18 protein-coding genes are annotated in these 21,387 nt (G+C 42.9%); 6 read left to right on the top strand and 12 right to left on the bottom strand.

The features are described from left to right. The first annotated feature begins 173 nt into the window (after positions 1-173). Positions 174-1,541, top strand: coding sequence for a magnesium transporter (gene mgtE / locus RBI_RS11380; RefSeq protein ID WP_041337267.1), 1,368 nt, complete (start codon positions 174-176; stop codon positions 1,539-1,541). Positions 1,542-1,646: 105 nt separating this feature from the next. Further along, the gene (locus tag RBI_RS11375; protein ID WP_022286769.1) at positions 1,647-3,026 is read left to right on the top strand and encodes an NAD(P)/FAD-dependent oxidoreductase; all 1,380 of its coding nucleotides are present in this window, start codon (positions 1,647-1,649) and stop codon (positions 3,024-3,026) included. A 58-nt stretch (positions 3,027-3,084) separates the two neighbouring features. On the opposite strand, the gene RBI_RS11370 is transcribed toward RBI_RS11375, so the two are convergent. The 6 genes from RBI_RS11370 to RBI_RS11345 all read right to left on the bottom strand — a co-directional run bounded on the left by RBI_RS11370 (position 3,085) and on the right by RBI_RS11345 (position 8,659). Further along, entirely contained in the window at positions 3,085-3,696 is a 612-nt protein-coding gene (locus RBI_RS11370; RefSeq protein WP_022286768.1) for an AAA family ATPase, read from the bottom strand. A gap of 12 nt (positions 3,697-3,708) precedes the next feature. Further along, entirely contained in the window at positions 3,709-4,419 is a 711-nt protein-coding gene (locus tag RBI_RS11365; protein ID WP_022286767.1) for an ABC transporter ATP-binding protein, read from the bottom strand. Positions 4,420-4,432: 13 nt separating this feature from the next. Beyond that, the gene (locus RBI_RS11360) at positions 4,433-5,191 is read right to left on the bottom strand and encodes an ABC transporter ATP-binding protein (RefSeq protein ID WP_041337266.1); all 759 of its coding nucleotides are present in this window, start codon (positions 5,189-5,191) and stop codon (positions 4,433-4,435) included. Position 5,192: 1 nt separating this feature from the next. Next, on the bottom strand, positions 5,193-6,212 hold the full coding sequence (locus RBI_RS11355) for a branched-chain amino acid ABC transporter permease (protein ID WP_081856082.1): 1,020 nt from the start codon (positions 6,210-6,212) through the stop codon (positions 5,193-5,195). Positions 6,213-6,355: 143 nt separating this feature from the next. Further along, on the bottom strand, positions 6,356-7,237 hold the full coding sequence (locus tag RBI_RS11350) for a branched-chain amino acid ABC transporter permease (protein WP_041337265.1): 882 nt from the start codon (positions 7,235-7,237) through the stop codon (positions 6,356-6,358). Between the two features lie 219 nt (positions 7,238-7,456). Then, positions 7,457-8,659, bottom strand: a complete 1,203-nt coding sequence (locus tag RBI_RS11345) for an ABC transporter substrate-binding protein (RefSeq protein WP_041337264.1) — start codon at positions 8,657-8,659, stop codon at positions 7,457-7,459. A gap of 313 nt (positions 8,660-8,972) precedes the next feature. Between RBI_RS11345 and RBI_RS11340 the strand changes: the two genes are divergently transcribed. The 3 genes from RBI_RS11340 to RBI_RS11330 are packed head-to-tail and all read left to right on the top strand — an operon-like array spanning position 8,973 to position 10,058. After that, positions 8,973-9,215: a spore coat associated protein CotJA gene (locus tag RBI_RS11340; RefSeq protein WP_081856081.1), complete on the top strand. Its 243-nt coding sequence runs from the start codon at positions 8,973-8,975 to the stop codon at positions 9,213-9,215. Next, positions 9,199-9,462: a spore coat protein CotJB gene (locus tag RBI_RS11335; protein ID WP_041337262.1), complete on the top strand. Its 264-nt coding sequence runs from the start codon at positions 9,199-9,201 to the stop codon at positions 9,460-9,462. The genes RBI_RS11340 and RBI_RS11335 overlap by 17 nt, the downstream gene beginning before the upstream one ends. Next, positions 9,462-10,058: a manganese catalase family protein gene (locus tag RBI_RS11330; RefSeq protein WP_041337261.1), complete on the top strand. Its 597-nt coding sequence runs from the start codon at positions 9,462-9,464 to the stop codon at positions 10,056-10,058. Before RBI_RS11335 ends, RBI_RS11330 begins: the two co-directional genes overlap by 1 nt. 45 nt (positions 10,059-10,103) lie before the next feature. Here RBI_RS11330 and RBI_RS11325 read toward each other — a convergent pair whose 3' ends face one another. After that, positions 10,104-10,781, bottom strand: a complete 678-nt coding sequence (locus RBI_RS11325; RefSeq protein ID WP_041337260.1) for a TVP38/TMEM64 family protein — start codon at positions 10,779-10,781, stop codon at positions 10,104-10,106. Between the two features lie 349 nt (positions 10,782-11,130). Here RBI_RS11325 and RBI_RS14975 point away from each other — a divergent pair, with 349 nt between their 5' ends. After that, on the top strand, positions 11,131-11,307 hold the full coding sequence (locus RBI_RS14975; protein ID WP_158455154.1) for a hypothetical protein: 177 nt from the start codon (positions 11,131-11,133) through the stop codon (positions 11,305-11,307). Between the two features lie 39 nt (positions 11,308-11,346). On the opposite strand, the gene RBI_RS11320 is transcribed toward RBI_RS14975, so the two are convergent. The 5 genes from RBI_RS11320 to RBI_RS11300 form a co-directional block, all read right to left on the bottom strand. Further along, positions 11,347-11,946: a sortase gene (locus tag RBI_RS11320; RefSeq protein ID WP_041337688.1), complete on the bottom strand. Its 600-nt coding sequence runs from the start codon at positions 11,944-11,946 to the stop codon at positions 11,347-11,349. A 78-nt stretch (positions 11,947-12,024) separates the two neighbouring features. Next, the gene (locus RBI_RS11315) at positions 12,025-13,005 is read right to left on the bottom strand and encodes a Cna B-type domain-containing protein (protein WP_041337259.1); all 981 of its coding nucleotides are present in this window, start codon (positions 13,003-13,005) and stop codon (positions 12,025-12,027) included. Next, positions 12,995-13,849 carry a class C sortase gene (locus RBI_RS11310; RefSeq protein WP_242843702.1) on the bottom strand — a complete coding sequence of 285 codons (855 nt, stop codon included), beginning with the start codon at positions 13,847-13,849 and terminating at the stop codon, positions 12,995-12,997. Before RBI_RS11310 ends, RBI_RS11315 begins: the two co-directional genes overlap by 11 nt. A 132-nt stretch (positions 13,850-13,981) precedes the next feature. Continuing rightward, positions 13,982-15,568 (bottom strand): isopeptide-forming domain-containing fimbrial protein, encoded by a 1,587-nt coding sequence (locus RBI_RS11305; RefSeq protein WP_041337258.1) that lies wholly within the window; start codon positions 15,566-15,568, stop codon positions 13,982-13,984. A gap of 28 nt (positions 15,569-15,596) precedes the next feature. Then, a complete protein-coding gene (locus RBI_RS11300) occupies positions 15,597-21,356 on the bottom strand; it encodes a Cna B-type domain-containing protein (RefSeq protein WP_148303615.1) in 5,760 nt (1,919 codons plus the stop codon). Positions 21,357-21,387: the final 31 nt, after the last annotated feature.

The following is a 21,387-nucleotide window of genomic DNA, read 5'->3' as shown; positions in this document are numbered from 1 at the left end:
TCGATTGCAGAGCGGCTCGCCCGTTTGTGGCAGCCTTTTTGTGATCTAAATATCAATTTTAATTGAATAGGACGATCTGTGTTTTGGTAGATCCTTATATTTGTACAGAGTTGGTATAAGTACAATTATTTGTACTGTTGTGCTTATTACCGCTGCTGTTAGGGGGAAACATTATGTTTAACACAGTATTGGAGCTGTTAAAGAAAAGAAACTACAAGGCTATCCGTGAAATATTTATGGATATGAACGAAGCCGACGTGGCTGCTCTTTTGCAGCAGTTTTATGACGATCACGAGGTCGAGAAATACGAGCTTCCGTTGCTGTTCCGTCTTTTGAACAAGGACGTTGCGGCTGACGTTTTCGCTTATATGGACAGCGATACACAAATGATGCTTATCAATGCCTTTACGGATAAAGAGCTTCAGGAGATCGTTGACGACCTTTATCTTGATGATACGGTAGATATTATCGAGGAAATGCCTGCAAATGTTGTTGCAAGGATAATCAAGTCTGCTGACGCAGAAACGAGAAAGCAGATAAATCAGATACTCAAATATCCTAAAGACAGTGCAGGCTCTATTATGACCACCGAGTACGTTTATCTTCACAGAAGCTACACCGCCAAGGAAGCACTGGATTGGATAAGACACGTTGGTATGGTCAAGGAAACTGTAAATACACTTTATGTCACTGAGAACAGAAAGCTCGTGGGAGTGCTTTCACTGCTTGATATCGTAACTGCTGATGATAACGATAAAATAGAGGATATAATGGAGGACAACGTTATTTCCGTTGATACTCTTGAGGATAAAGAGTATGTTGCTTCCATGTTCTCAAAATATGACTTTCTTTCTTTGCCTGTTGTTGACAGAGAAAACCGCATGGTCGGTATCGTTACATTCGACGACGCTATGGACGTTATCGAGGAGGAGACCACTGAGGACTTCTCTAAAATGGCTGCCGTTGCGCCAAGTGACGATTCCTATTTCAAGACCTCTGTTTTCACTCATGCGAAAAACAGAATAGCATGGCTTTTGATACTTATGCTGTCGGCTACCCTTACGGGTGCTATCGTAAACAAATATCAGTCTGCTTTTGCGGCTGTCCCTGTTTTGGTATCGTTCCTGTCAATGCTTAGTGGCACAGGCGGAAACTGCGGCTCTCAGACCTCGACCCTTGTTATAAGAGGCATGGCGCTTGGTGAGATAAGAATGAAAGACTTTTTCAAGGTCATGTGGAAAGAGTTCAGAGTCGCGCTTCTTTGCAGCGTTATCCTTGCTATAGTCAATGCTATAAGAATAGTTCTGGTGTATCACGGTGACACATCTGTGGATTGCTACAAGCTTGCATTCACGGTAAGTATGGCTATCATGGCAACTGTTGTGCTTTCAAAGCTTATCGCCTGCATGCTCCCAATGGCTGCCAAGAAACTTCATCTTGACCCTGCTATCATGGCTGCCCCGCTTATCACCACTATCGTTGACACTTGCTCAACACTGATATTCTTCACATTGGCTACTATCGTATTTGATATAAAATAGAAAAAAATATGGCGGTTATCTCCTTTCAGGCTATCTTCTGCAAAGGTGCGGCCGCCCGTTTTATGGATAAAAATAAATTGGATTTTGATTTGAAAGGAAATAGTTATGGCTCAGAATTATGACGTAGTTGTTGTCGGTGCAGGTGCAGCCGGCGTATTCATGGCATACGAATTTGTCAAGCTTGACAAAAACATAAAAGTTTGCATTATTGATCAGGGCGGACCTGTCAGCAAGCGTAAGTGTCCTATAGATGGCAAAAAAGTTAAGTCCTGCATTCACTGCAAGGTATGCTCCATTATGCACGGCTTCGGCGGTGCAGGCGGAATGTCGGACGGCAAATATAACATCACAAACAATTTCGGCGGTGACCTTTACACATTTACCGGCAAGGAAAAGGCTATCGAGCTTATGCAGTATGTCGACAAAATAAACCTTGAAATGGGCGGTCAGGACGCTAAGCTTTACTCCACAACTTCTTCCGACATCAAGGCAATGGCTCTGAAATATGACCTTCACCTCCTTGACGCTCAGGTAAGACACCTTGGCACTGACAGGAATATGCAGATACTCCAGAACATCTATGACTTTGTCAAGGACAAGATAGACATAAAATTTTATGAAAGTGTTCAGGGTATAACAGGCAAGGAGAACGACTTCACTGTTATCACAGACAAGGACGAGTATCACTGCTCAAACGCTGTTGTTGCAGCAGGCAGAAGCGGTTCAAAATGGATATCTGAGATATGCGACAACTTTGGTATCAAAAGACGTTCAAACAGAGTTGATATCGGCGTTCGTGTTGAGATACCAGCGGCTGTTTTTGAGCATATCACAAGCAAGGTATACGAAAGCAAGATAGTTTACCGCACAAAGAAATACGGCGACCTTGTAAGAACATTCTGCATGAACCCATACGGTGAGGTAGTTACCGAGAATACAAACGGCATCATCACAGTAAACGGACACAGCTATGCTGACCCTGCGCTGAGAACTGAGAACACAAACTTCGCTCTGCTGGTATCCAACACATTCTCTGAGCCTTTCAAGGACTCAAACGCATACGGTGAGTCTATCGCAAGGCTGTCTAATATGCTTGGCGGTGGAGTGCTTGTTCAGCGTTTCGGCGACCTTGTTGCAGGCAGACGTACAAACGAACACCGCTTTGGTCAGACGTTCCTTAACCCTACGCTTAAAGCTACTCCGGGCGACCTGAGCCTTGTTATCCCAAAGCGACAGCTTGACGATATTATCGAAATGATATACGCTCTGGATAAGATAGCACCCGGTATGGCGAATATCGACACGCTTCTTTACGGCGTTGAGGTCAAGTTCTACAATTCAAGAGTTGACGTTGACGAGAACCTTGAAACTGCTGTCAAAGGTCTTTACGTCCTTGGCGACGGCTCAGGCGTTACGCACTCTCTGTCGCAGGCTTCTGCATCAGGAGTATTTGCCGCAAGGACTATTTCAGAAAAATTCAACTGATTTCATATATCACAAAAGCCGCACTGCCAAAAAAGCAATGCGGCTTTATTTTTATGCCTTACTCTTCAAGAAGCTTTATATATCCCTTAATGATATCAACGCACTTGTCATAGCTCATGTCGCTGGTATCAAGACACAGATTGTAGTTTTTCGCATTTGTCCAATCCCTGCCTGTGTAGTGACGATAATAATCGCTTCTCTCCTTGTCTGTCTTTTCGATTATCTTGACAGCCTCTTTTACAGAAACACCATACAGATCGACGATATTCTTGACCGCAGTTTCCATATCAGAATATATGAAAACCTTAAGCACGTCTTTTCTGTCACGGAGAATATAGTCAGCACACCTGCCAACTATTACCGCAGGCTCTCTGTCTGCAAGCTGCTTTATTATCTTCGCCTGATAATTGAAAAGATTTCTGTCAGAAGTAAAGTCGTGATCATCAGGGTCAAGAAGCTCACCCTTGTAAACTCCGCCCTTTCTCAGAAAAGAACCTTTCAGTTTTTCATCAACAAGCCCGAAAAAGCGTTCATTTATACCGCTTTCGTCGCTTGCAAGCTTTATAAGCTCCTTATCATAATATTTTATACCCATATCCTCTGACAGCATTTTTCCTACAGTTCTTCCGCCACTGCCGATTCCCCTTGCAATGGTTATGATCCTTGCCATAAAGCTCAACTCCTATTCACCTAAATATGCTTTCTTGACCGACTCATCATTGATAAGATCAGACGCCTTGCCTGACAGAACTATCTTGCCCGTTTCAAGAACATAAGCTCTGTCTGAGATAGCAAGGGCTTTCTTTGCGTTCTGCTCAACAAGCAGTACAGTTGTGCCGCTCTTTCTTATGTCCTCGATTATCTTAAATATGGTTGACACAAGTATCGGTGACAGACCCATTGACGGCTCGTCCATTACAACTATCTTAGGTCTTGACATAAGCGCCCTGCCCATTGCCAGCATCTGCTGCTCACCGCCTGAAAGAGTACCTGCTATCTGATTTTTTCTTTCTGCAAGTCTAGGGAAACGCTCGTATATATCCTGAATATCCTTCGGTATATTCTCCTTGTCTTTTCTTGTAAATGCTCCAAGCTTAAGGTTATCAAGTACTGTGAGGTTTTGGAATATTCTTCTTCCCTCAGGAACGTGTGCTATACCCATTTCCACGATCTTGTGTGCAGGAGTTTTTGTAAGCTCCACGCCGTTGAATTTGATAGAACCCGATTTTGCAGAGATAAGACCTGTAAGGGTGTGCAGAGTGGTGGTCTTTCCTGCTCCGTTTGCGCCTATAAGGGAAATGACCTCGCCCTCGTTTACCTCAAAGGAGATACCTTTCAAAGCGGCTATCATGCCATAATTGACGTGTAGATCATTGATTTCCAACATTGCCATTTTACTTACCCCCTTATTCGCCCAGATATGCGGTGATAACTTCAGGATTTTTAAGCACTTCCGCTGTCTTACCCTCACAAAGGAGCTGACCGAAGTTCAGCACAGACAGCTTTTCGCAGATACCTGAAACAAGGCTCATATCATGCTCGATAAGCAGCACCGTCATATCAAAATTATCTCTTACAAAGCGGATAGTATCCATAAGCTCCGCTGTTTCGTTTGGATTCATGCCGGCAGCAGGCTCGTCAAGAAGCAGCAACTTCGGCTGTGTTGCGAGGGCTCTTGCGATCTCAAGCTTTCTCTGATCGCCATACGGAAGTCCGGAAGCAAGCAGACTCGCCTTATCGTCAAGCTCGAAAACCTTCAGAAGCTCCAGCGCCTTTGCGTCCATTGCCTTTTCAAGCTTGAAATATCTAGGCAGTCTGAAAACGCCTGTAAAGGTGCTGTATTTATAATGATTATGAAGAGCGACCTTGACGTTGTCAAGCACCGTCATATCCTTAAAAAGTCTGATGTTCTGGAATGTACGGGCAATGCCTGCACGGTTTATTTCGATAGTGTTTTTGCCGGTGATGTTCTTTCCGTCAAGAACGATTGTGCCGTCTGTTGGCTTATAAACGCCTGTGAGCATATTGAAGATAGTGGTCTTTCCTGCTCCGTTCGGCCCAATAAGACCATAGAGCTGACCTTTTTCTATTGTTATGCTGAACTCGTCAACTGCGCGGAGTCCGCCGAATGAGATGCCGAGGTTTTTTACTTCAAGAAGTGCCATATCACTCAGCCTCCTTTACTTTTTCACGCTTGAACAAAGCCTTGAACTTAGCAGTATTTGCACTGATAAAGGTCTTTGTCTTTTCATTTGAGGTTATTATCATCATTACGATAAGGACGATAGAATAGATAAGCATTCTGTAGCTGTTTATGCTTCTTAGCATTTCTGGAAGCAGAACAAGCACGATAGCTGCGATAACACTTCCTCTGATACTGCCTATACCGCCCAGAACAACGAATACCAAGATAAGGATAGACAGGTTATAGTCGAACTTAGAAGCCTGGAGCGTATAGAAGTTATGAGAATAAAGCGCACCTGCACAGCCTGCCAGGAATGCAGTCAATGCAAAAGTAACAAGCTTATACTTTGTGATGTTAAGACCTACAGACTCGGCTGCGATAACATTATCTCTGATAGCCATTACTGCTCTTCCCGTTCTTGAATATACAAAGTTATAGGCAATGATAAGAGTGATAAGCAACATAACAGCGCCGATAATGAATGTAGAATCGTTAGGTGTGCCGCTGATACCCTGAGGGCCGTTCAGTATAAGCTTTCCGTCAGGCTCAAGGTTAAGGTTTGAGAGACTTTTGAGAGAAACGTGAACACCCTTAGAATCATAACCAAGGTAAAGTGCTGCGAAAACGTTCTTTATGATCTCACCGAACGCAAGTGTAACGATAGCGAGATAGTCACCTTTAAGTCTGAGAACAGGTATTCCTATAAGTATGCCGAACACTGCGGCAATTATTCCGCCTATAAGGATAGCCAAAGGAAATCTGATCCACACATTTTCAATAGTTTCAGAAGTAACGATAGAGAATATCGCACTTGTATATGCGCCAACGCACATAAAGCCTGCCTGACCCAAGCTAAGCTCGCCAAGTATACCAACTGTCAGGTTAAGGGATACTGCAAGTATAGAGTATACACACAGAGGAACAAGAAGTCCTGTGAGCATACTTGAGATATATCCGCCGCTGCTGAGTATCTGCATTACCACAAAGGCAACTATCACCATTGCGTATGTGATAAAGCTTTTTCTGGTCTGCGGCTTAAAAAACTTTGTTTTTGCGCTAGCCCCTTCTTTTTTCACAAAAAACCAATCCTTTCAGATAAAACAGAACTGCAAAGCAAGTCTGCTCGAAAATTTTAAGTTGACTTTTATACCTTTTCGCTTATCTTCTTGCCGAGGATACCTGTAGGCTTGATGATAAGCACAAGTATAAGAACAGCAAAAACGATAGCGTCGGCAAGCTGCGGTGAGATATAGGCACGTCCAAGTATCTCGATAACACCGATAAGGATACCGCCGATCATAGCGCCCGGTATTGAGCCGATACCGCCAAATACCGCCGCAACGAACGCTTTGATACCAGGCATTGCGCCTGTGGTGTTCTGAAGCGTAGGATAAGCTGAGCAAAGCAGTGCGCCTGCAATTGCGGCAAGACCTGAGCCGATAGCGAATGTAAGAGAGATAGTGCGGTTGATGTTTACGCCCATGAGCTGAGCTGCACCTCTGTCCTCAGATACTGCAAGCATTGCACGTCCGCTCTTGGTTTTGTTGATGAACAATGAAAGACCAACTACAATGAGTATAGATACGATTATTGCAACTGATGTTTCTCCGGAAATAACTATCTGTCCGTCAAAAAGCTTGATGCTCGGCACGTTTACAACTGATGTAAAGTTTACAGGCTTTTCACCGAATATAAGCAGTGCGATGTTCTGCAAAAAGTAGCTGACGCCTATGGCAGTGATAAGCACCGCAAGCGAAGTAGCTTGTCTGAGCGGCTTATACGCCACCTTTTCGATGACTATACCTAGAAGTGTGCAGGCAATAACTGCAAGAACTATGGAAAGCCAAGAGTTTAGTCCCCATGTGGTCATGCAGGTGAATATAACATATCCGCCCACCATAATAACATCGCCGTGTGCGAAGTTAAGCATTTTGGCAATACCGTATACAAGCGTATAGCCCAAAGCTATAACTGCGTATATACTGCCGAGGCTTATTCCGTTGATGAGGTTATTAAGAAAACCCATATACAAACATTCCTTCCTTTTGGAATAGACAAAGCACAAGATGTAATCACATATATTACATCTGTCCTTGTCATAAACACAATATACAATAAATTATAACATAACCCCGTAGTTTTTGCAACACATTTTAATGAAATAAATCAAAAAAACCGACAATTTTTCGCAATTGCCGGTTTTTTCATATTAAGCGTACTCTTTGTACGCACTTCATTTCAGCTATTACTGAGCAGTAGAAGCGGCAATGTCATCAGCTGTCAGTGCAGAATAAGCACCATTCTTGATGATAACAGCCTTAGGGTCCTTAGATACGGCACCGTCTTCGCCCCACTTCATGCCTGTACCTGTAAGTCCGTCATATGAGAAGTCCTTATCAGAGATAGCCTTTTTGAGCTTATCGCAGATATCAGAAGCAGACATATCAGCTGTGATGCCTTCCTTCTTCATGAGTTCTGCAAGTACCATTACGCCGTCATAAGCGTCTGCAGCGAACTGGTTAGGTGTTTCGCCGTTGTAAGCGTCCTTATACTTCTTAACGAAGTCCTGAGTTGCCTGATCCTGAGCTTCGGCAGCAAATGGTGTAAGGAGCATTACGCCCTCGCAAAGTGAAGTATCAAAGTTCTTGATAGAAAGAAGTCCGTCAAGACCGTCGCAACCGAAGAATGTTGGGTTGTAGTTAGCTGACTTGCACTGTGTAAGGATAAGTGAAGCCTGCTGATAGTAGATAGGCAGGAACACGAGGTCTGCACCTGCATTCTTAGCTGCGCTTATCTGAGCTGAGAAGTCAGTCTTGCTGTCCTTTGTGAATGACTGCTCTGCAACGATATCAAGACCCTTAGCCTCAGCCTCGGATTTGAATGTGTTGAAGATACCTGATGAATAAGCGTCAGAGCTGTCGTAAATTACAGCTATCTTTGTAGCAAGCTTGTTTTCTGCGATATAGTCGGCAGAACCTTTACCCTGGTTAGGGTCAGTAAAGCAAACCTGGAAACAGTTATCGTTCTTGATAACGTCCTGAGCTGAAGCAGAAGGTGTGAGCTGGAAGATGTTATCCTGCTTTGTCTTTTCAATAACTGCGAGGCAAGAAGCTGTTGTTACTGTTCCGACCATTACCTGCATACCATTGTCTTTCAGTGCGTTATAAGCATTTACAGCCTTATCGCCTGAGTCAGCCTCATCGTCCTCGAAAACGTATGAGAGCTTTGTTCCGTTTATTCCGCCTGCGTCATTTACGTCCTTGACAGCAAGCTCAATAGCATTCTTAACAGCAACGCCGTACTGTGCAGCGTCACCTGTGAGCGGACCGCTGCAGCCGATAACGATAGTATCGCTGTTCTTTTTTGCACCGTTTCCGCAACCTGCAAAGCAAGAAACTGCAAGGGCAGCCGAAACTGTTAATGCAAGAATTCTCTTGACATTTTTCATAATAATCTCTCCTTCGTTCACATATGTCACTGCATATGCTTTTTTCAATAGTATTAATATAACACGCAGAAGCCCGATTTGTCAATATTAAATCTTACAAATTTAACGTTATTTAAACTATGTTTATTGTTACAAACAATATGCGCGTTCACAGAAAATTAATTTTGTGTATTTTCAATGAACGATTTGCAAGTTTTTTGATAATATCCTGCATACATACACCACTGACTTATAAGCTGCATATGATAAAACAGCCACACGAAACCTGTGGTATATGAGATTCAGACAACATAAGGAGTGAACTTATTTGGATATGTTTGACAATCTGTCGTTAGGCAGGATACTTGCTGACGACACAGAGGATAACACACCTGCCTGCCCTTTTCCGAAAGGAAGATTTCCTGAGGACACGCCGCTGGCAATGGCATATGTGCCTTTTCAGATGTGGGAGAAACCTTATGAGGCAGATGTAGCACTTTCAAGAGGAACTATCTTCCCGTCCATAGACAAACCTTTTATAGGAGAGGAGGCTGTAAAGAATGCCCATACTAAGTGAAAAGGAGAGGCTTCTTAGAAAGATACAGGCGTGCAGCTTTGCCCTTGTAGAGGCTAATCTTTACCTCGACAGCCACCCTACCTGCAGAGATGGTCTGGCATATTTTGCCCGCCACAAGGCAGAAAAAGAGAAGCTTATTGCGCAATACAATGAGAAATATGGACCATTGACGATCACGCAGAACAATTCGTCCAAGAAATGGGAATGGGTAACATCACCTTTTCCGTGGGAAAGGAGTGTTGACTAATGTGGCAATATGAAAAAAAGCTGCAATACCCCGTTAAGATCGCTAACCCTAATCCTGCTTTGGCTAAGGTCATTATCTCGCAGCTTGGTGGCCCTGACGGCGAGCTTGGTGCAGCGCTTCGCTATCTCAATCAGCGTTACTCAGCCCCCTGTCGTGAAGTGCAGGCAATACTCAACGATATCGGCACAGAAGAACTTGCCCACATCGAAATGATCGGCACTATTATCTATCAGCTGACCCGTGACCTCTCCCTCAAGGAGATAAAAGACAGTGGTTTTGACACCTATTTTGTTGACCACACTACAGGCGTTTACCCTATAGCCGCCTCTGGTGTACCATTTTCTGCGGAAATCTTCCAAAGTACCGGTGACGCTATTGCTGATATACACGAAGACCTTGCTGCTGAGCAAAAAGCCCGCCTGACCTACGACAACATTCTCAGGCTTGCTGACGATCCCGATGTCCGTGATCCTATCAAGTTTCTTCGTGAACGTGAGATAGTCCACTATCAGCGCTTCGGCGAAGGACTAAGACTTATTCAGGATATGCTTGACAGCAAAAATTTCTACGCTTTCAATCCTAGCTTTGACAAATAATAAAAAAGCGGGCTGTTGTTATCAGTCCGCTTTTTTGTACATATATCAAAAATCTTCCTTGTCCATCTGCTTGCCGCTCCTGCTGACCTTTTTATTAAGTATCAGCGAAAAAGCCAGCGTTGCGGCTATGAGTGCTATCATCACAAGCACTGATTTTATTGTCAAATGCTTCAACTGTGCTCCAATATATGTCTGCACAAGCATTTCAGGCATCACTCCCATTATCGAGCCTAGAAGATATGGTCTGTAAGGCATTCGCAGTGCGCCGTGTATCATTGAAACAAGGTCGCCCGGCACAACTACCACTGCCCTTGAAATGTAGGAGGCGAACAGATTATTGTCATGCCCATAATTTACAAGCTTCCGTGCCTTAGGATATTTCATCTCAATAACACGCATGATATCGCCACCAGATATCCTTCCCACAAGATAAGGAACAGTAAAACAAACCGATAGTCCTATTACGTTCAACAAAATGCCCACCCAGAACGGATATATTGCACCTACGCACACAAAAATAGCCGCAAGCGGGAATACCACCGACAAGGACTTTAATCCATAAAACCCCAGAATAACAAATGCGGCAAGCCACAAATTGTCCGGGCAATAACTGAGTATCTCAGAAAACTCATGGTCTTTCAGAAAAAGAGCACAGCAAATTATTATGATAATAGTTAAAGCAAAGGGTACATATCTTCCATATTTTCGCACAAAGCTATCCATAACTCCTCGCTCCTCTCCGATTCTTTAGGGTATTATACCATATTTGAATGTTCAATTAATTATCAATCAATGAAAACTGTGTTACAACTTTCGCTGTCAAAACAAATTTATACTTTATCGTTCGTCAAATTGACCAACCATTCTCATTTTTGCACAATATCCCACTATCTCTATAATTTTTATAAGTAGAATTATGTCGTCTTATGTCGTGAAGTGTTCTTAAACAAGTCGATTTCTGTTTTAATTTATGTATATCTGATTAATAGGTTAAATTTGTACAATATTGCTATTGACCGACGTACCAATTAATGTTATAATTAATTATAAGAATTATTTGGGAGGTATTTTTATGAGATACACAGTATACAACAAAGCAATGAAACGTCCAGTTTTTCAAACAAATGACCTTGTAGAAGCCATTGACTATACACGCCGCCACCCAAGAAAGTCAAGACGACACTGCATATACGATGACAAACTAAAAACTTTTGATATAAAAAAAATAAGACATGCCGCAGGAATATAAAACGCACAGGGTGTAGAACTCTGTGCGTTTTTGATGTATTTATGAATAAACAAGTCTTACAGTCACTCTGCTGTAACCGCTCCATGTGCAGGTGAACAAGGTCAGATCCCAGTCGCTGCCACCACCTTTTATGAGCGATGGCGAATCCCAGCCGCTCAGCAGTTCGCTGTTTGTGACAGTATAGTTAAATTCTCTGCCATAAACATCGGTGAAAATGACCTGGTCACCTGAGCTGAGCTTATCCAGCTTATCAAAAAAGCCTGTGTAATTGTGAGCGCAGATTATAAGATCATTGTCTACACGTCTGCCGCTGTACTGACAAGCTGCAGTATTCATTGCAGCATAGCTCCAGCCACGAGTCACAGGGAACTCCTGCCCCAGTGTCGGGAATGAAATCAAGCCTATATATGAGTTGCCGTCAAGCACGATATCCTTATCCGGGTCATCTATCTCGCTGTCCGTGGATCGACTATCGTCAAAAATGTCAAAGGGTGAACTGCTGTCGCTGTCCTCTGAACTGTCTGAGATCTGCGTTTTCAGGTCACTCAGCACAGCCTCCATCCTTTTATTACTTTGCTTTTCATGAAAATAGTTGTAATAATTAAGGGATAATGCCGCCGCTATCAGCATTATCCCCATTATTATCAACAAAAGTCCTAGTTTTTTTTAGTCACTATTTTTCTCCTGTTGTAAAGGCGAGCCTATGTGGTTTCGCCTTTATTTCTCTTTTCTGCTTACTCTCCAACCTGCCGCGATAAGGATAACTCCACCGCCTATAAGTACAGGCACCGGCCAGTTGAGCGAACCAGTCTGTGGTATACTGTCAGGCGTTGAGCTTGATGAATCAGAGCCTGACGAGCTGCTGTCAGGTGTGCTTGAACTACTATCTGTATTACTCGAACTGTCTGACTTATATGTGTTCTCTATAAGAAACAGCTTGTCATTGCTTTTGGTAACAACTGTGTAGTTGGCAGGAATATCTATCTCCTTAACTGTCCACTCAGCCGCAGAATTGTCTTTCCAGAAATACTCCCAGTTGTTGTCAGCGTTAAGAGTAACAGTATCGAAAAGCTTGCCATCACGATATATCTCCACCTTGATATTATCAGGTATGAGCTTTTCCTGACCATCAGGAACTATCCACGACTTTCTTACACCATAATCACTGTCCCCTGCTGGGATCTCTTCGTATGTGAACTTGGTGTAAACTGTTATCTGACCCTCAGCCACGATATCCTTATCTATCTCGATAAGTGACGGAGAAGGTGTAAACTTAGCTGTTGTGTTTTCAAAACTCTTGCCTGAAACAAGATACAGACCCACAGAATCAGCAGAAAGCTTTACTTCACCGTTTGCGTCCGTCTTGCCTGTTGAAACCGGTGTTATGCCATCGGTTTTTGCGTAGTTGTCGAGCGTATCAGCGACAGCCTGCATTTTTGAAGCGTCAGTAAAATCAGACATATCTATAGGATAATCGCTGAACTCGCCGGTAAGGACAAAGTCAGCTTCTTTACGCTCACCGACCTTATATATGCTCCACTCGGCATTACTAACAGTCGTTGTATCATTTTTGCACACTATATCCACATTGATATTATCCGCCGCAGAAGCTGAGATCGTCATGCTTCCCAAGGCTGAAACAGCCATTGCCGCCGTACACAAAACAGCCTTTGCAAGCTGAGAAAATTTAAGTTTCATCTTTGCTACTCTCCTTATCAGGTAGATTTTCAACATTATCGTCACTCTCTGGCTTATCCAGCATTGCCACAAGCTCATCATGAGAGATTTTTTTGCGTTTTGAATCCACAAACCACCACACAAGCAGTACCACAAACAACGGTATTGCTACAAAAGGCACGACCACAAGAGAATCGAGCTGAACAGCGTCTGCCGTTATTTTTGAAACACTCTTTGTATCGTCCGCAGTTTCAACTCTCTTTGCACGAACAAGAAGCCTGTGAGAATTGACTCCGTATGGTGTACAGGTAGTCAACGTAACATGATCCTCACCTGGAATAATGTTCAGCTTATCCATTTCATTAGGCAGAACTATATAAACAGCCTCGACCTCATATGTATAGACCTCTTTCAACACTGTTATAGTGAACTCATCGCCCTCTGCAAGCTTATCAAGGTCGCTGAAAAGCTTTGCCGACGGCAGACCTCTATGTGCTGAAATGACCGAATGAGTGTCCGCTCCGCCAACAGGCAGGCTTGAACCCTGCAGATGTCCCACAGCGACATTTAACACGCCGTCACTTGTGCCATGATAAATAGGCAACTCCACCCTTATAGTCGGAATGGAAATATAGCCCATAACACCCGTCCCCGTGATATCTAGGATATCCTCATAGCCCTTGACCTGATCATAATCCACAAAAGGTCGGGCAAGCTTTGCTATCTCTTCATTATATTTTCTGGCTTGGCTGAGTATCTCTTCATTCTCCTTGTCAGAAAGGTCATTTGCCGCTTTCTGATAAGTCGCCACCGCACGGCTTTGCGTTTTTGAATTCCACCAATCGCTTATTGTTGGATATAACATCACGGAGAGCCCCACAAGCAATAACAAGACCAATAAAATTGTAGTTGATTTACCGCTTTTCTTCCTCATGGAGTCCTCCCTGATGCCTGCCGACCGAGATCGGCAGGACAAAGGTAAAAATAAATTCAAAAATTAGTCGTTCTTAGCTCTCTTCTTAGCAATGAGAAGCACACCTGCGCCCAGTACGATAGCTCCGCCTACACCGTAGAAGATCTGAGTACCGATACCGCCAGTTGTTGGAAGTGAGCCGCCCTTCTGGTTTATGATCTTAACTGTTGAACCGCTTGTGCCTGAATCAGTGCCGTCGAGCATACGAATGGACTGAAGCGTATTAGCAGGATCATATGTTGTGTCAAACTTGAACTCATATGGATCAGCTCTGTTATACTGAGCAGGAGCTTCTGTCTCAACAAGCTTGTAAGTTGTCTGATCATCAATGCCCTTGATAGTGAACTTACCTGTTGCGTCTGTCCAGATAGTATCTACAGAGCCTGCCTCATCGCCAATCTCAAGTCTGTAAACATTGTCTTCTATCTTGACAAGTCTGATAGCATCGCCATGAACATTTCTAAGCTGGAATGCAGCATTTGCAAGAGGCTCGCCCTTTTCGTCTACCTTGTTACCAACAAGTGAGAATGTCCAGTCATAAACTGTAACCTTAGGTGTTTCACCTTTCTCCTTACCTGTTGTGTCCTGAGGATTGTTTGAATATGTCAGATAAGCTGTGTTAGGGTTATTGTTCACGCTGTCAGGAGCAGTAACTGCTACCTTAGCTTTTTCATTGAGCTTAGCAGAATAATAAGTTTCGATCTTAGCAACTGTAGGATAGTTCTTTACAAGTTCCTTGATATCGAAAGTAGTATAGAAAGATTCCTTATAGTCGGTTGTACTGCTGTCGTCGCCAACTGTTGTGTTAGGACCTACTGTAACAGAAGTGATCTCCTGACCGTCAGCGTCATAGTACTTGTATGTAAGGTTATCATTGAATGTAAAGCCCTCGCTGAGCTGGTCACGAACTGTGTATGTATACTTGTCATAAGCTGATACATCGCTTGGTATAGTTGTTGTGATCTTGAATTCTACATCGTCACCGATTGCGTTGTCACCAACATCGCCCCATGTGTCACTCTCATTATGCTTGATCTGCTTTGTAAGTGTTGGCTTTGTCCTCTTTGGAGTAACGTTTGTTGTACCTGAAACGTTAAGGATAAGAGCTGAGTTAGCCTTATCAACACCATTATTTTCTGTTGCATCGACAACGAGATAATAGCCAGCATTTGGAAGTGGAATAGTGTACTCACCGTTATCTTCATAGGCGGTTACAGACTTATTGTCGATGATGCAGGCAGAAGCGGCTTTTGCAAACTTTGCAGTATCTTCCTTTGTCCAATGATCTGCATCTGAGATTATCTTTGCAACGTCTACCGCACTTTCAGCACTGTCAAACTGTGACATATAAGTGTTAAGACCAGGAGTTTTCAGGCTGGTAAGCAGAGCATCGCCATTAATGCCTTTGCCCCACTTGATAGTATTTGTTGCAGATGCCTGATCAAAGATCTGATAAGCCTTATATACTCTGTTTGTATCAGAATCCTTGATAACAATGTTATTAACGCCAGCATCAGTAGTAGCAAATACTCCGAATGCTGATGTTGCAGCAATAGCTGAAACTGACATAACTGTTGCAGCAGCAAGAGCTGCAAATTTCTTCATCTTCATAATTAATTATCATTTCATATTTGATTATTTATAGCGTTTTTTTGCGACGCTTTGTAACTAAAAGTATTGTTGCAGCAACAGTGACTGTTCCGCCTGCTGCCACGAATGGGATAACACCCATGCCGCCTGTTTCAGGCAGCTCTCCCAAGGTTTCCTCAGAGTTGTTATAGACCTGAACATACTGATCACCGTTCTTTGTCATATCAATGCAATTCTCATTTTCTGAGCCATTGTATCTGTAGTAAGCTTTGTATGACGATGTGCTTATCGGCTGACCGTTCACGTCTGTCTCCTCAAACCAATAGTAATACTTATTGCCCTTGATGTCATTTTCTTCAAGAGAAACGGCATTTGACCAGTTGTTATCAGCCGTGAGCGTTATCTGCTTCCACAAGAATACTTCACCGCTAGGTATCGCATCTTTATTAGGAACAGGTGTAACGTTCGTCTTCTCAGGTGTGCCAAGATCATTAGCTGTTACCTCATAAGAGCAACTGCTATCATCATTGACCTTTGCTGTAAGCTCAACTGTAACATCGGAAGTAATACCGCTGAGGTCAACTGTGAACTTGCTGGAATTATAAAGATCAGCAACAGACACACTTATATACTTACTTGAAGCGCTCCATGACGCAACACTCTGATTTTTGTCACCGTCCCAAACATCCTTATCTCTGTAGAACTCAGCAAGAACATCGCCAGACGAATTGATAAGCCTTACTCCGGAATATTTCATATCGCCCCTTTCGAGCCATGCGTTATTAAGGGTGAAGCTGAACTTAGCTGAGCCATACATGGTATACTCAGAGGCAAAGCTTCCGTTCTGAGCCATTTCTGCACCATTGCTTGTAAGGATCTTGAATTTAACATTCTGTCCCTTATCCATTGTGCCTGTAAACTTGTTATATTTTTCAGGCACATCAGCCTTATTTGTTGACCTATAGATATTGAACGTTACCTTATCATTGGTATGGGTATTGCTATCGCCGTCAGACCATGCCTTTTGCAGGCGAACATCCATATTTTCTACCTTCTGCGGGTTCTTGGTATTGACGATCGTATCAAAGCCCGTGGCACTGCCGTTATTTGAATAAGTATACGTAACGCCAAAGCCGTCAGGTATATTCTTTTCAAGAACATAGTAATACTTGTCCTTGTCAAGACCGTCAAGAGCTACCGTCCAATTCTTAGACTTTTCCAGAGAAACAGTTTTTATAAGTTTGCAATCTGTTGGTATTCCGTTATCTCCATTCACTCTTGAAGTTGAATTTGGTGCAACAGAGGACTCATAAACATCTGCCTCGATCTTGTCGATACCAGCAGGAAGCTCGCTGTCAGCAAGCTTGTTTCCAAGCTCATCACGCCATTCCTTCGTAATGTTAAGTCCCTTGACGTTCGTAACTGTAACATCAGTGTTTTTGCTCATTGCCGTTGCACTGTATACAGCCTCATATCCTGTTGCAAGATCGATCTCTTTGATATAGTAGTAAAGCTGCTTGTAATCATTGCCGACCTTTGTATATCCAGGAAGCTTTGTCCACTCATGTTTCCAATTGTTAGCTTCGTTAAGAGTTACCTCAGCACTGCCCCACTGAATATCATCTGGAACACCGCTTAAAACCTTAGTTGTAGACGAGCCAAGAAGAAACTTTACGCTCTCTGCCGAATGATTGCCGTTTCCATCGCTCCAAACCTTGCTTGCAGTTATCTTAAACTCTTTCAGCAGATTTGTTACTCTGAACATATCTCCGTTCTTCACGAACTGATATCCGTCCTCACCGACTTCACTTGGAACTACAGCCGGACGCACTTTAAAAGCAAAATATATAGGAGTTTCGTCAAGAAGATAACCCTCTGGACTTTGCTTTTCTATAAGCTTATAAAGATGACCCTCAGTATCTCCGGTGCCTGCGGCAGGTTCAAGGTCAAGGTTGTATGACCCGTCAGCATTTACATTGAATGTCTGCGCCTTATCCTGCGCCGAACTTCCCCAGATAACTGAATTTCTGTCTTTCGCAGCATTTTCTTTGAAATCTACTGCCGGGAGCCAATCGTATGTGCCATTTTCCAGCTTAGTGTATCTGTAGATCTCAAAAGAAGCCTTAAGCATAATACTATAGTCTCCGCTGTCTACCTTCATAAGCTTAAATGGCTCAACAGTTGTTGATGACGCCTTTGACTGATTTATCAACTCAAACTCGGAATCATTATCATCACTGTCATTTACAGCAGAGCCGTTTGTGTCAAATGATATATTATTGAACACATGGACTTTATAGCCATCGTTCTCAGCGTCCTCATCATTTGCAGGACTTCCTGTATAAACGTAAACTAATTTCAGGTGACGCTGATCTGGAACGTTTATTTCAAGTTTCTTTACAAAATCTCGTGTCTTCGCAGTCAGTGCGGAACACTTTACAGCCGAAAGCATTTTTTCATTGCTGACTTCAGTGTTTGAAAAGCCACTGCCATCCCTGTATTCATATTCGACTCTGAAAACACCGCCCGCCTTCTCAGAAGAAACCTCTTCCACAGGAACGGATATGCTTGAGCCAAAATCTAACCACTCGCTTCTCTTGTTGGCAAAGGCTTTTACTTCTTTGAAGCTGTTGCCGTCCATATAGCCATAAGCCACATAGTAACTCTTTATATTTCCGGTTTCGTAGCCTTCAGGCAAAGTTAGATCAATAGTACCCTTAGCGCCAACAATACTTTCACTTGGAATAAAGTTAGCGATAAACTTGCCCTTTTCGTTGGTAATAACATCTGCACTGCAAGAAACTGTGCTGTCAACTGCCTCCGGATCTGATATCACATAACTGTAATCACTCACAGCAAGCTCTGCACCCGTATCTGCGTCAAATACCTTGATAGACTTCAGATCCATGTCAACAGCGGAATTGCCATTTATGCTTACCGTTTTTGTCTGAATGTTACCCTGAGCGTCCTTTGTCTTAACTACAGCCGTGCCTCCGCACTTGATAACATCGTTGAGAGTTATCATTCCGTTTGTTGAGCATTTGAGCTTTTTAGGGTTAACATCAATGGTATAAGTTATCTCACAGCCGGTGGACTTCGGAGAAGAAGTTTTCTTCAAGTTCTTTTCCTTAACTGTCTGCGTCTGGCTTCTCTCCGGATATTTTCCAGGTTTATCCTGAACTGTGTTTTTGAACGCTGCAGTACCATTCTTGTAAACACCATTCTTAACATCATCGACCTTTACAAGTGTACTGTAGTAAGCTGTCCAAGCGTCCTGCTGATTCCATGCAGTCTTGAAAGTTACTGTATTGGCTGTCTTATCATAGAAATATTCAAACTGAGTTGTTTGTGCAAAATCATACTTATCAGAACTATTTCCAAATGAATACTTGAGATAATCCTTGTTCTCGTAGAATATCATTCCCGCCGGAAGCGTGTCCACGATCTCAACATTATCGTTACGCTTATAAGTGCCGTCCTTGTTGATATCAAGCCGCCAATCAAACCTGTAATACTCAACACCATTTACAGTAACAACAGGCAGGCTGCTAAGATCATGCACTGTGTCACCTGCTGTGCTGCTTGCAGCGTCATACTTTTCATAAGGTGCTTTGGAGCTGTCACCTATAGTAAACTTAGTCTTATCTGCACTAGGCTCGAATGTTTCACCTTTATAAGTAGCCTTGTTATTTACATTTATAATAGTACCTTCGTCAAGACCTGTTACATCTACGGTACTGCTATACTGTATCTGCACAAGGTTTATATTGTCAAATTCTTCACTATCATTGAACTTTATCTCAAATGAAGTGTTGTCGGCATTAGATACTACAGTGTAATTTGAACTGTTAAGCGGTTCATAGCTTCCTGTTCCATTTCTCTGAACATACATGATAATGGAATCAGTGTCAAGAACGCTCTTTATTGACTTGCCATCATTTGACGTAGCGTTCATTATATCGCTTATAGTCTTGCCCCTAAAGGAACCGTTTGTCTGCTTGACCTCTACCTGCCACTTATATGTAACACTACTTCCGTCCTGAGAAATGTCAAGAACTGTTTTTGACTTCTCGTTTACAGGCTTATAATAAACTGTCTTGTCAGAATGGAATCCGTCAATACCTGCAGTATTTTTCACTGCATAATTTCCATTGCTGTCAGGGTCGCCAAGATCATAGTCAGCAACCTTTGTTTCATAGGAAATAACTACCTCGTTATTGTCACCTATTCTGTCAGGCAAAACAAGCTCACCGTCACTTGCAACTGTTGCATCAAAGGTATCATTTCCAACCTTTATGCTGACAATCTGTCCTGCTTTAAGCATATTATCAGTTATTGTCTTGCCTTTAAGGGTAGAATTTTTGTCATTACATTTAACAGTTACTTCCCATTTGAGTATACCTAACGTGTTATTATCTATCCAACCACTTTTTGATATCTGATACCTATTATAAACAGTTTCACTTGATGTGATATCAGACCATGGTTGGCTTTTATCAGGTCTTTGCATTTTAACTGTATTTGTAGTTTCCGCCTTGTCAGGATCGATAGCTGTCACATACTCGATAGTAATTTTTGACGCTGTTGTTTTATCGTCAAACGTAAGCGTGTTTCCATTAAGTGTGTACTTTACATCTGAACCATCATCAGCTTTAAGTGCAAAGCTTCCTGGCTTTGCATCAGGGAATGCTTCATCATAAAGGTGATAGCCCTTGAGGTCTGCACCGCTAGGGTTGCTTACAACAATTTCCCATGTGACTTCGTTATTGTCGTAGTCAACATTCTTGCCTGTTTTTGAGATCTTATCCTTCTTTGACTCAGAATAAATAGTTTTATCTGCTTTTACTCCATTTCCGTCCTTATCATATGTGGTGGATTTGTTTTCCACCTTACCTGACATAACGAAATTCGGGTCGCTTGTAGGATATGGGGTCGTGTAGCTTATGGTAACATTTTCTTCGCTGAATCCATCGCTGAAAACAAACTTTCCGCTTGACGCGTCATAGTTTCCTGCACCCTCAGGTGAAACAGTGAAGCTTCCGTCAACAGCATCCTTAAAAAGCTTGTCCTCGATCCTGTCAAGAGGCTTCTTTGCAGGATTGTCCACTGTGATAGTCCACCTAACTCCGTCAGCAGTTTCGCTTGCGTCCTTTATAGCAGACATAGTGAGCGGAGTAAAACCGTCTATTTCAACCGTCTGACCGCCTATCTCAACTGTGGTCTTATCACCTGTATCTGTATCCTTACGCTTTACATTACCCTCAAAGCTTGCCTTGCCGCTTATAGCGTCCTTCTCATTTTTATGTTGATACCGCTCGTCAAACTCAATAAAAAGATACTTCTTTCCATCTATCTCGTCGACTCTGTACTTACCTGAAATTCCATGTCCTTCATCGAAGTGGGTATCCTCGACATCGCCCCAGGTTCCGTCTGACGGTATACCGCCCTCGGGCAGGCTAACATTATCGTCGATAGGGAAATAAATATACCTATTGGTCATTGCGCCCTTGTCAAAATTAAATTCCACATTGAATTCGATCTTTTTAGATTGGTCTTTTCCTGAACCGACCGCATCATAGGATTTTATCGTGACGCTATTCGCATCCTTATAAGAATAGCTTCCGCCGTTATAGGAAACATCCCCACCTGCCACGGAAGTACCCTCAGTGGCACTTATTGCAGGCATAACAAGACTTGCCAGCACTGACACTGTCATAACTACAGACAGCACCACACCGAACAAGCGGCTGCGTTTTTTCCTTTCATTTTCTTTTAGATATTGCCGAACTTTACCGTTAAAATTCTGCAAAACGGATCACTCCCTCCGAAATTATACACTA

This window comes from Ruminococcus bicirculans (ex Wegman et al. 2014) (assembly GCF_000723465.1).
GTDB classification, from domain to species: domain Bacteria; phylum Bacillota; class Clostridia; order Oscillospirales; family Ruminococcaceae; genus Hominimerdicola; species Hominimerdicola aceti.
This window is presented reverse-complemented; position numbering and strand designations above follow the sequence as displayed.

Excerpts from the sequence above, each read along its gene's own strand:
- RBI_RS11305 (WP_041337258.1), bottom strand. The coding sequence starts at position 15,568 with ATGAAGATGAAGAAATTTGCAGCTCTTGCTGCTGCAACAGTTATGTCA.
- RBI_RS11315 (WP_041337259.1), bottom strand. The coding sequence starts at position 13,005 with ATGAAACTTAAATTTTCTCAGCTTGCAAAGGCTGTTTTGTGTACGGCG.
- RBI_RS11375 (WP_022286769.1), top strand. The coding sequence starts at position 1,647 with ATGGCTCAGAATTATGACGTAGTTGTTGTCGGTGCAGGTGCAGCCGGC.
- RBI_RS11365 (WP_022286767.1), bottom strand. The coding sequence starts at position 4,419 with ATGGCAATGTTGGAAATCAATGATCTACACGTCAATTATGGCATGATA.
- RBI_RS11340 (WP_081856081.1), top strand. The coding sequence starts at position 8,973 with ATGTTTGACAATCTGTCGTTAGGCAGGATACTTGCTGACGACACAGAG.
- RBI_RS11335 (WP_041337262.1), top strand. The coding sequence starts at position 9,199 with ATGCCCATACTAAGTGAAAAGGAGAGGCTTCTTAGAAAGATACAGGCG.
- RBI_RS11310 (WP_242843702.1), bottom strand. The coding sequence starts at position 13,849 with ATGTTATATCCAACAATAAGCGATTGGTGGAATTCAAAAACGCAAAGC.
- RBI_RS11330 (WP_041337261.1), top strand. The coding sequence starts at position 9,462 with ATGTGGCAATATGAAAAAAAGCTGCAATACCCCGTTAAGATCGCTAAC.
- RBI_RS11345 (WP_041337264.1), bottom strand. The coding sequence starts at position 8,659 with ATGAAAAATGTCAAGAGAATTCTTGCATTAACAGTTTCGGCTGCCCTT.
- mgtE (WP_041337267.1), top strand. The coding sequence starts at position 174 with ATGTTTAACACAGTATTGGAGCTGTTAAAGAAAAGAAACTACAAGGCT.
- RBI_RS14975 (WP_158455154.1), top strand. The coding sequence starts at position 11,131 with ATGAGATACACAGTATACAACAAAGCAATGAAACGTCCAGTTTTTCAA.
- RBI_RS11370 (WP_022286768.1), bottom strand. The coding sequence starts at position 3,696 with ATGGCAAGGATCATAACCATTGCAAGGGGAATCGGCAGTGGCGGAAGA.
- RBI_RS11355 (WP_081856082.1), bottom strand. The coding sequence starts at position 6,212 with ATGGTGATAGTTGCCTTTGTGGTAATGCAGATACTCAGCAGCGGCGGA.
- RBI_RS11320 (WP_041337688.1), bottom strand. The coding sequence starts at position 11,946 with ATGGGGATAATGCTGATAGCGGCGGCATTATCCCTTAATTATTACAAC.
- RBI_RS11350 (WP_041337265.1), bottom strand. The coding sequence starts at position 7,237 with ATGGGTTTTCTTAATAACCTCATCAACGGAATAAGCCTCGGCAGTATA.
- RBI_RS11360 (WP_041337266.1), bottom strand. The coding sequence starts at position 5,191 with ATGGCACTTCTTGAAGTAAAAAACCTCGGCATCTCATTCGGCGGACTC.
- RBI_RS11325 (WP_041337260.1), bottom strand. The coding sequence starts at position 10,781 with ATGGATAGCTTTGTGCGAAAATATGGAAGATATGTACCCTTTGCTTTA.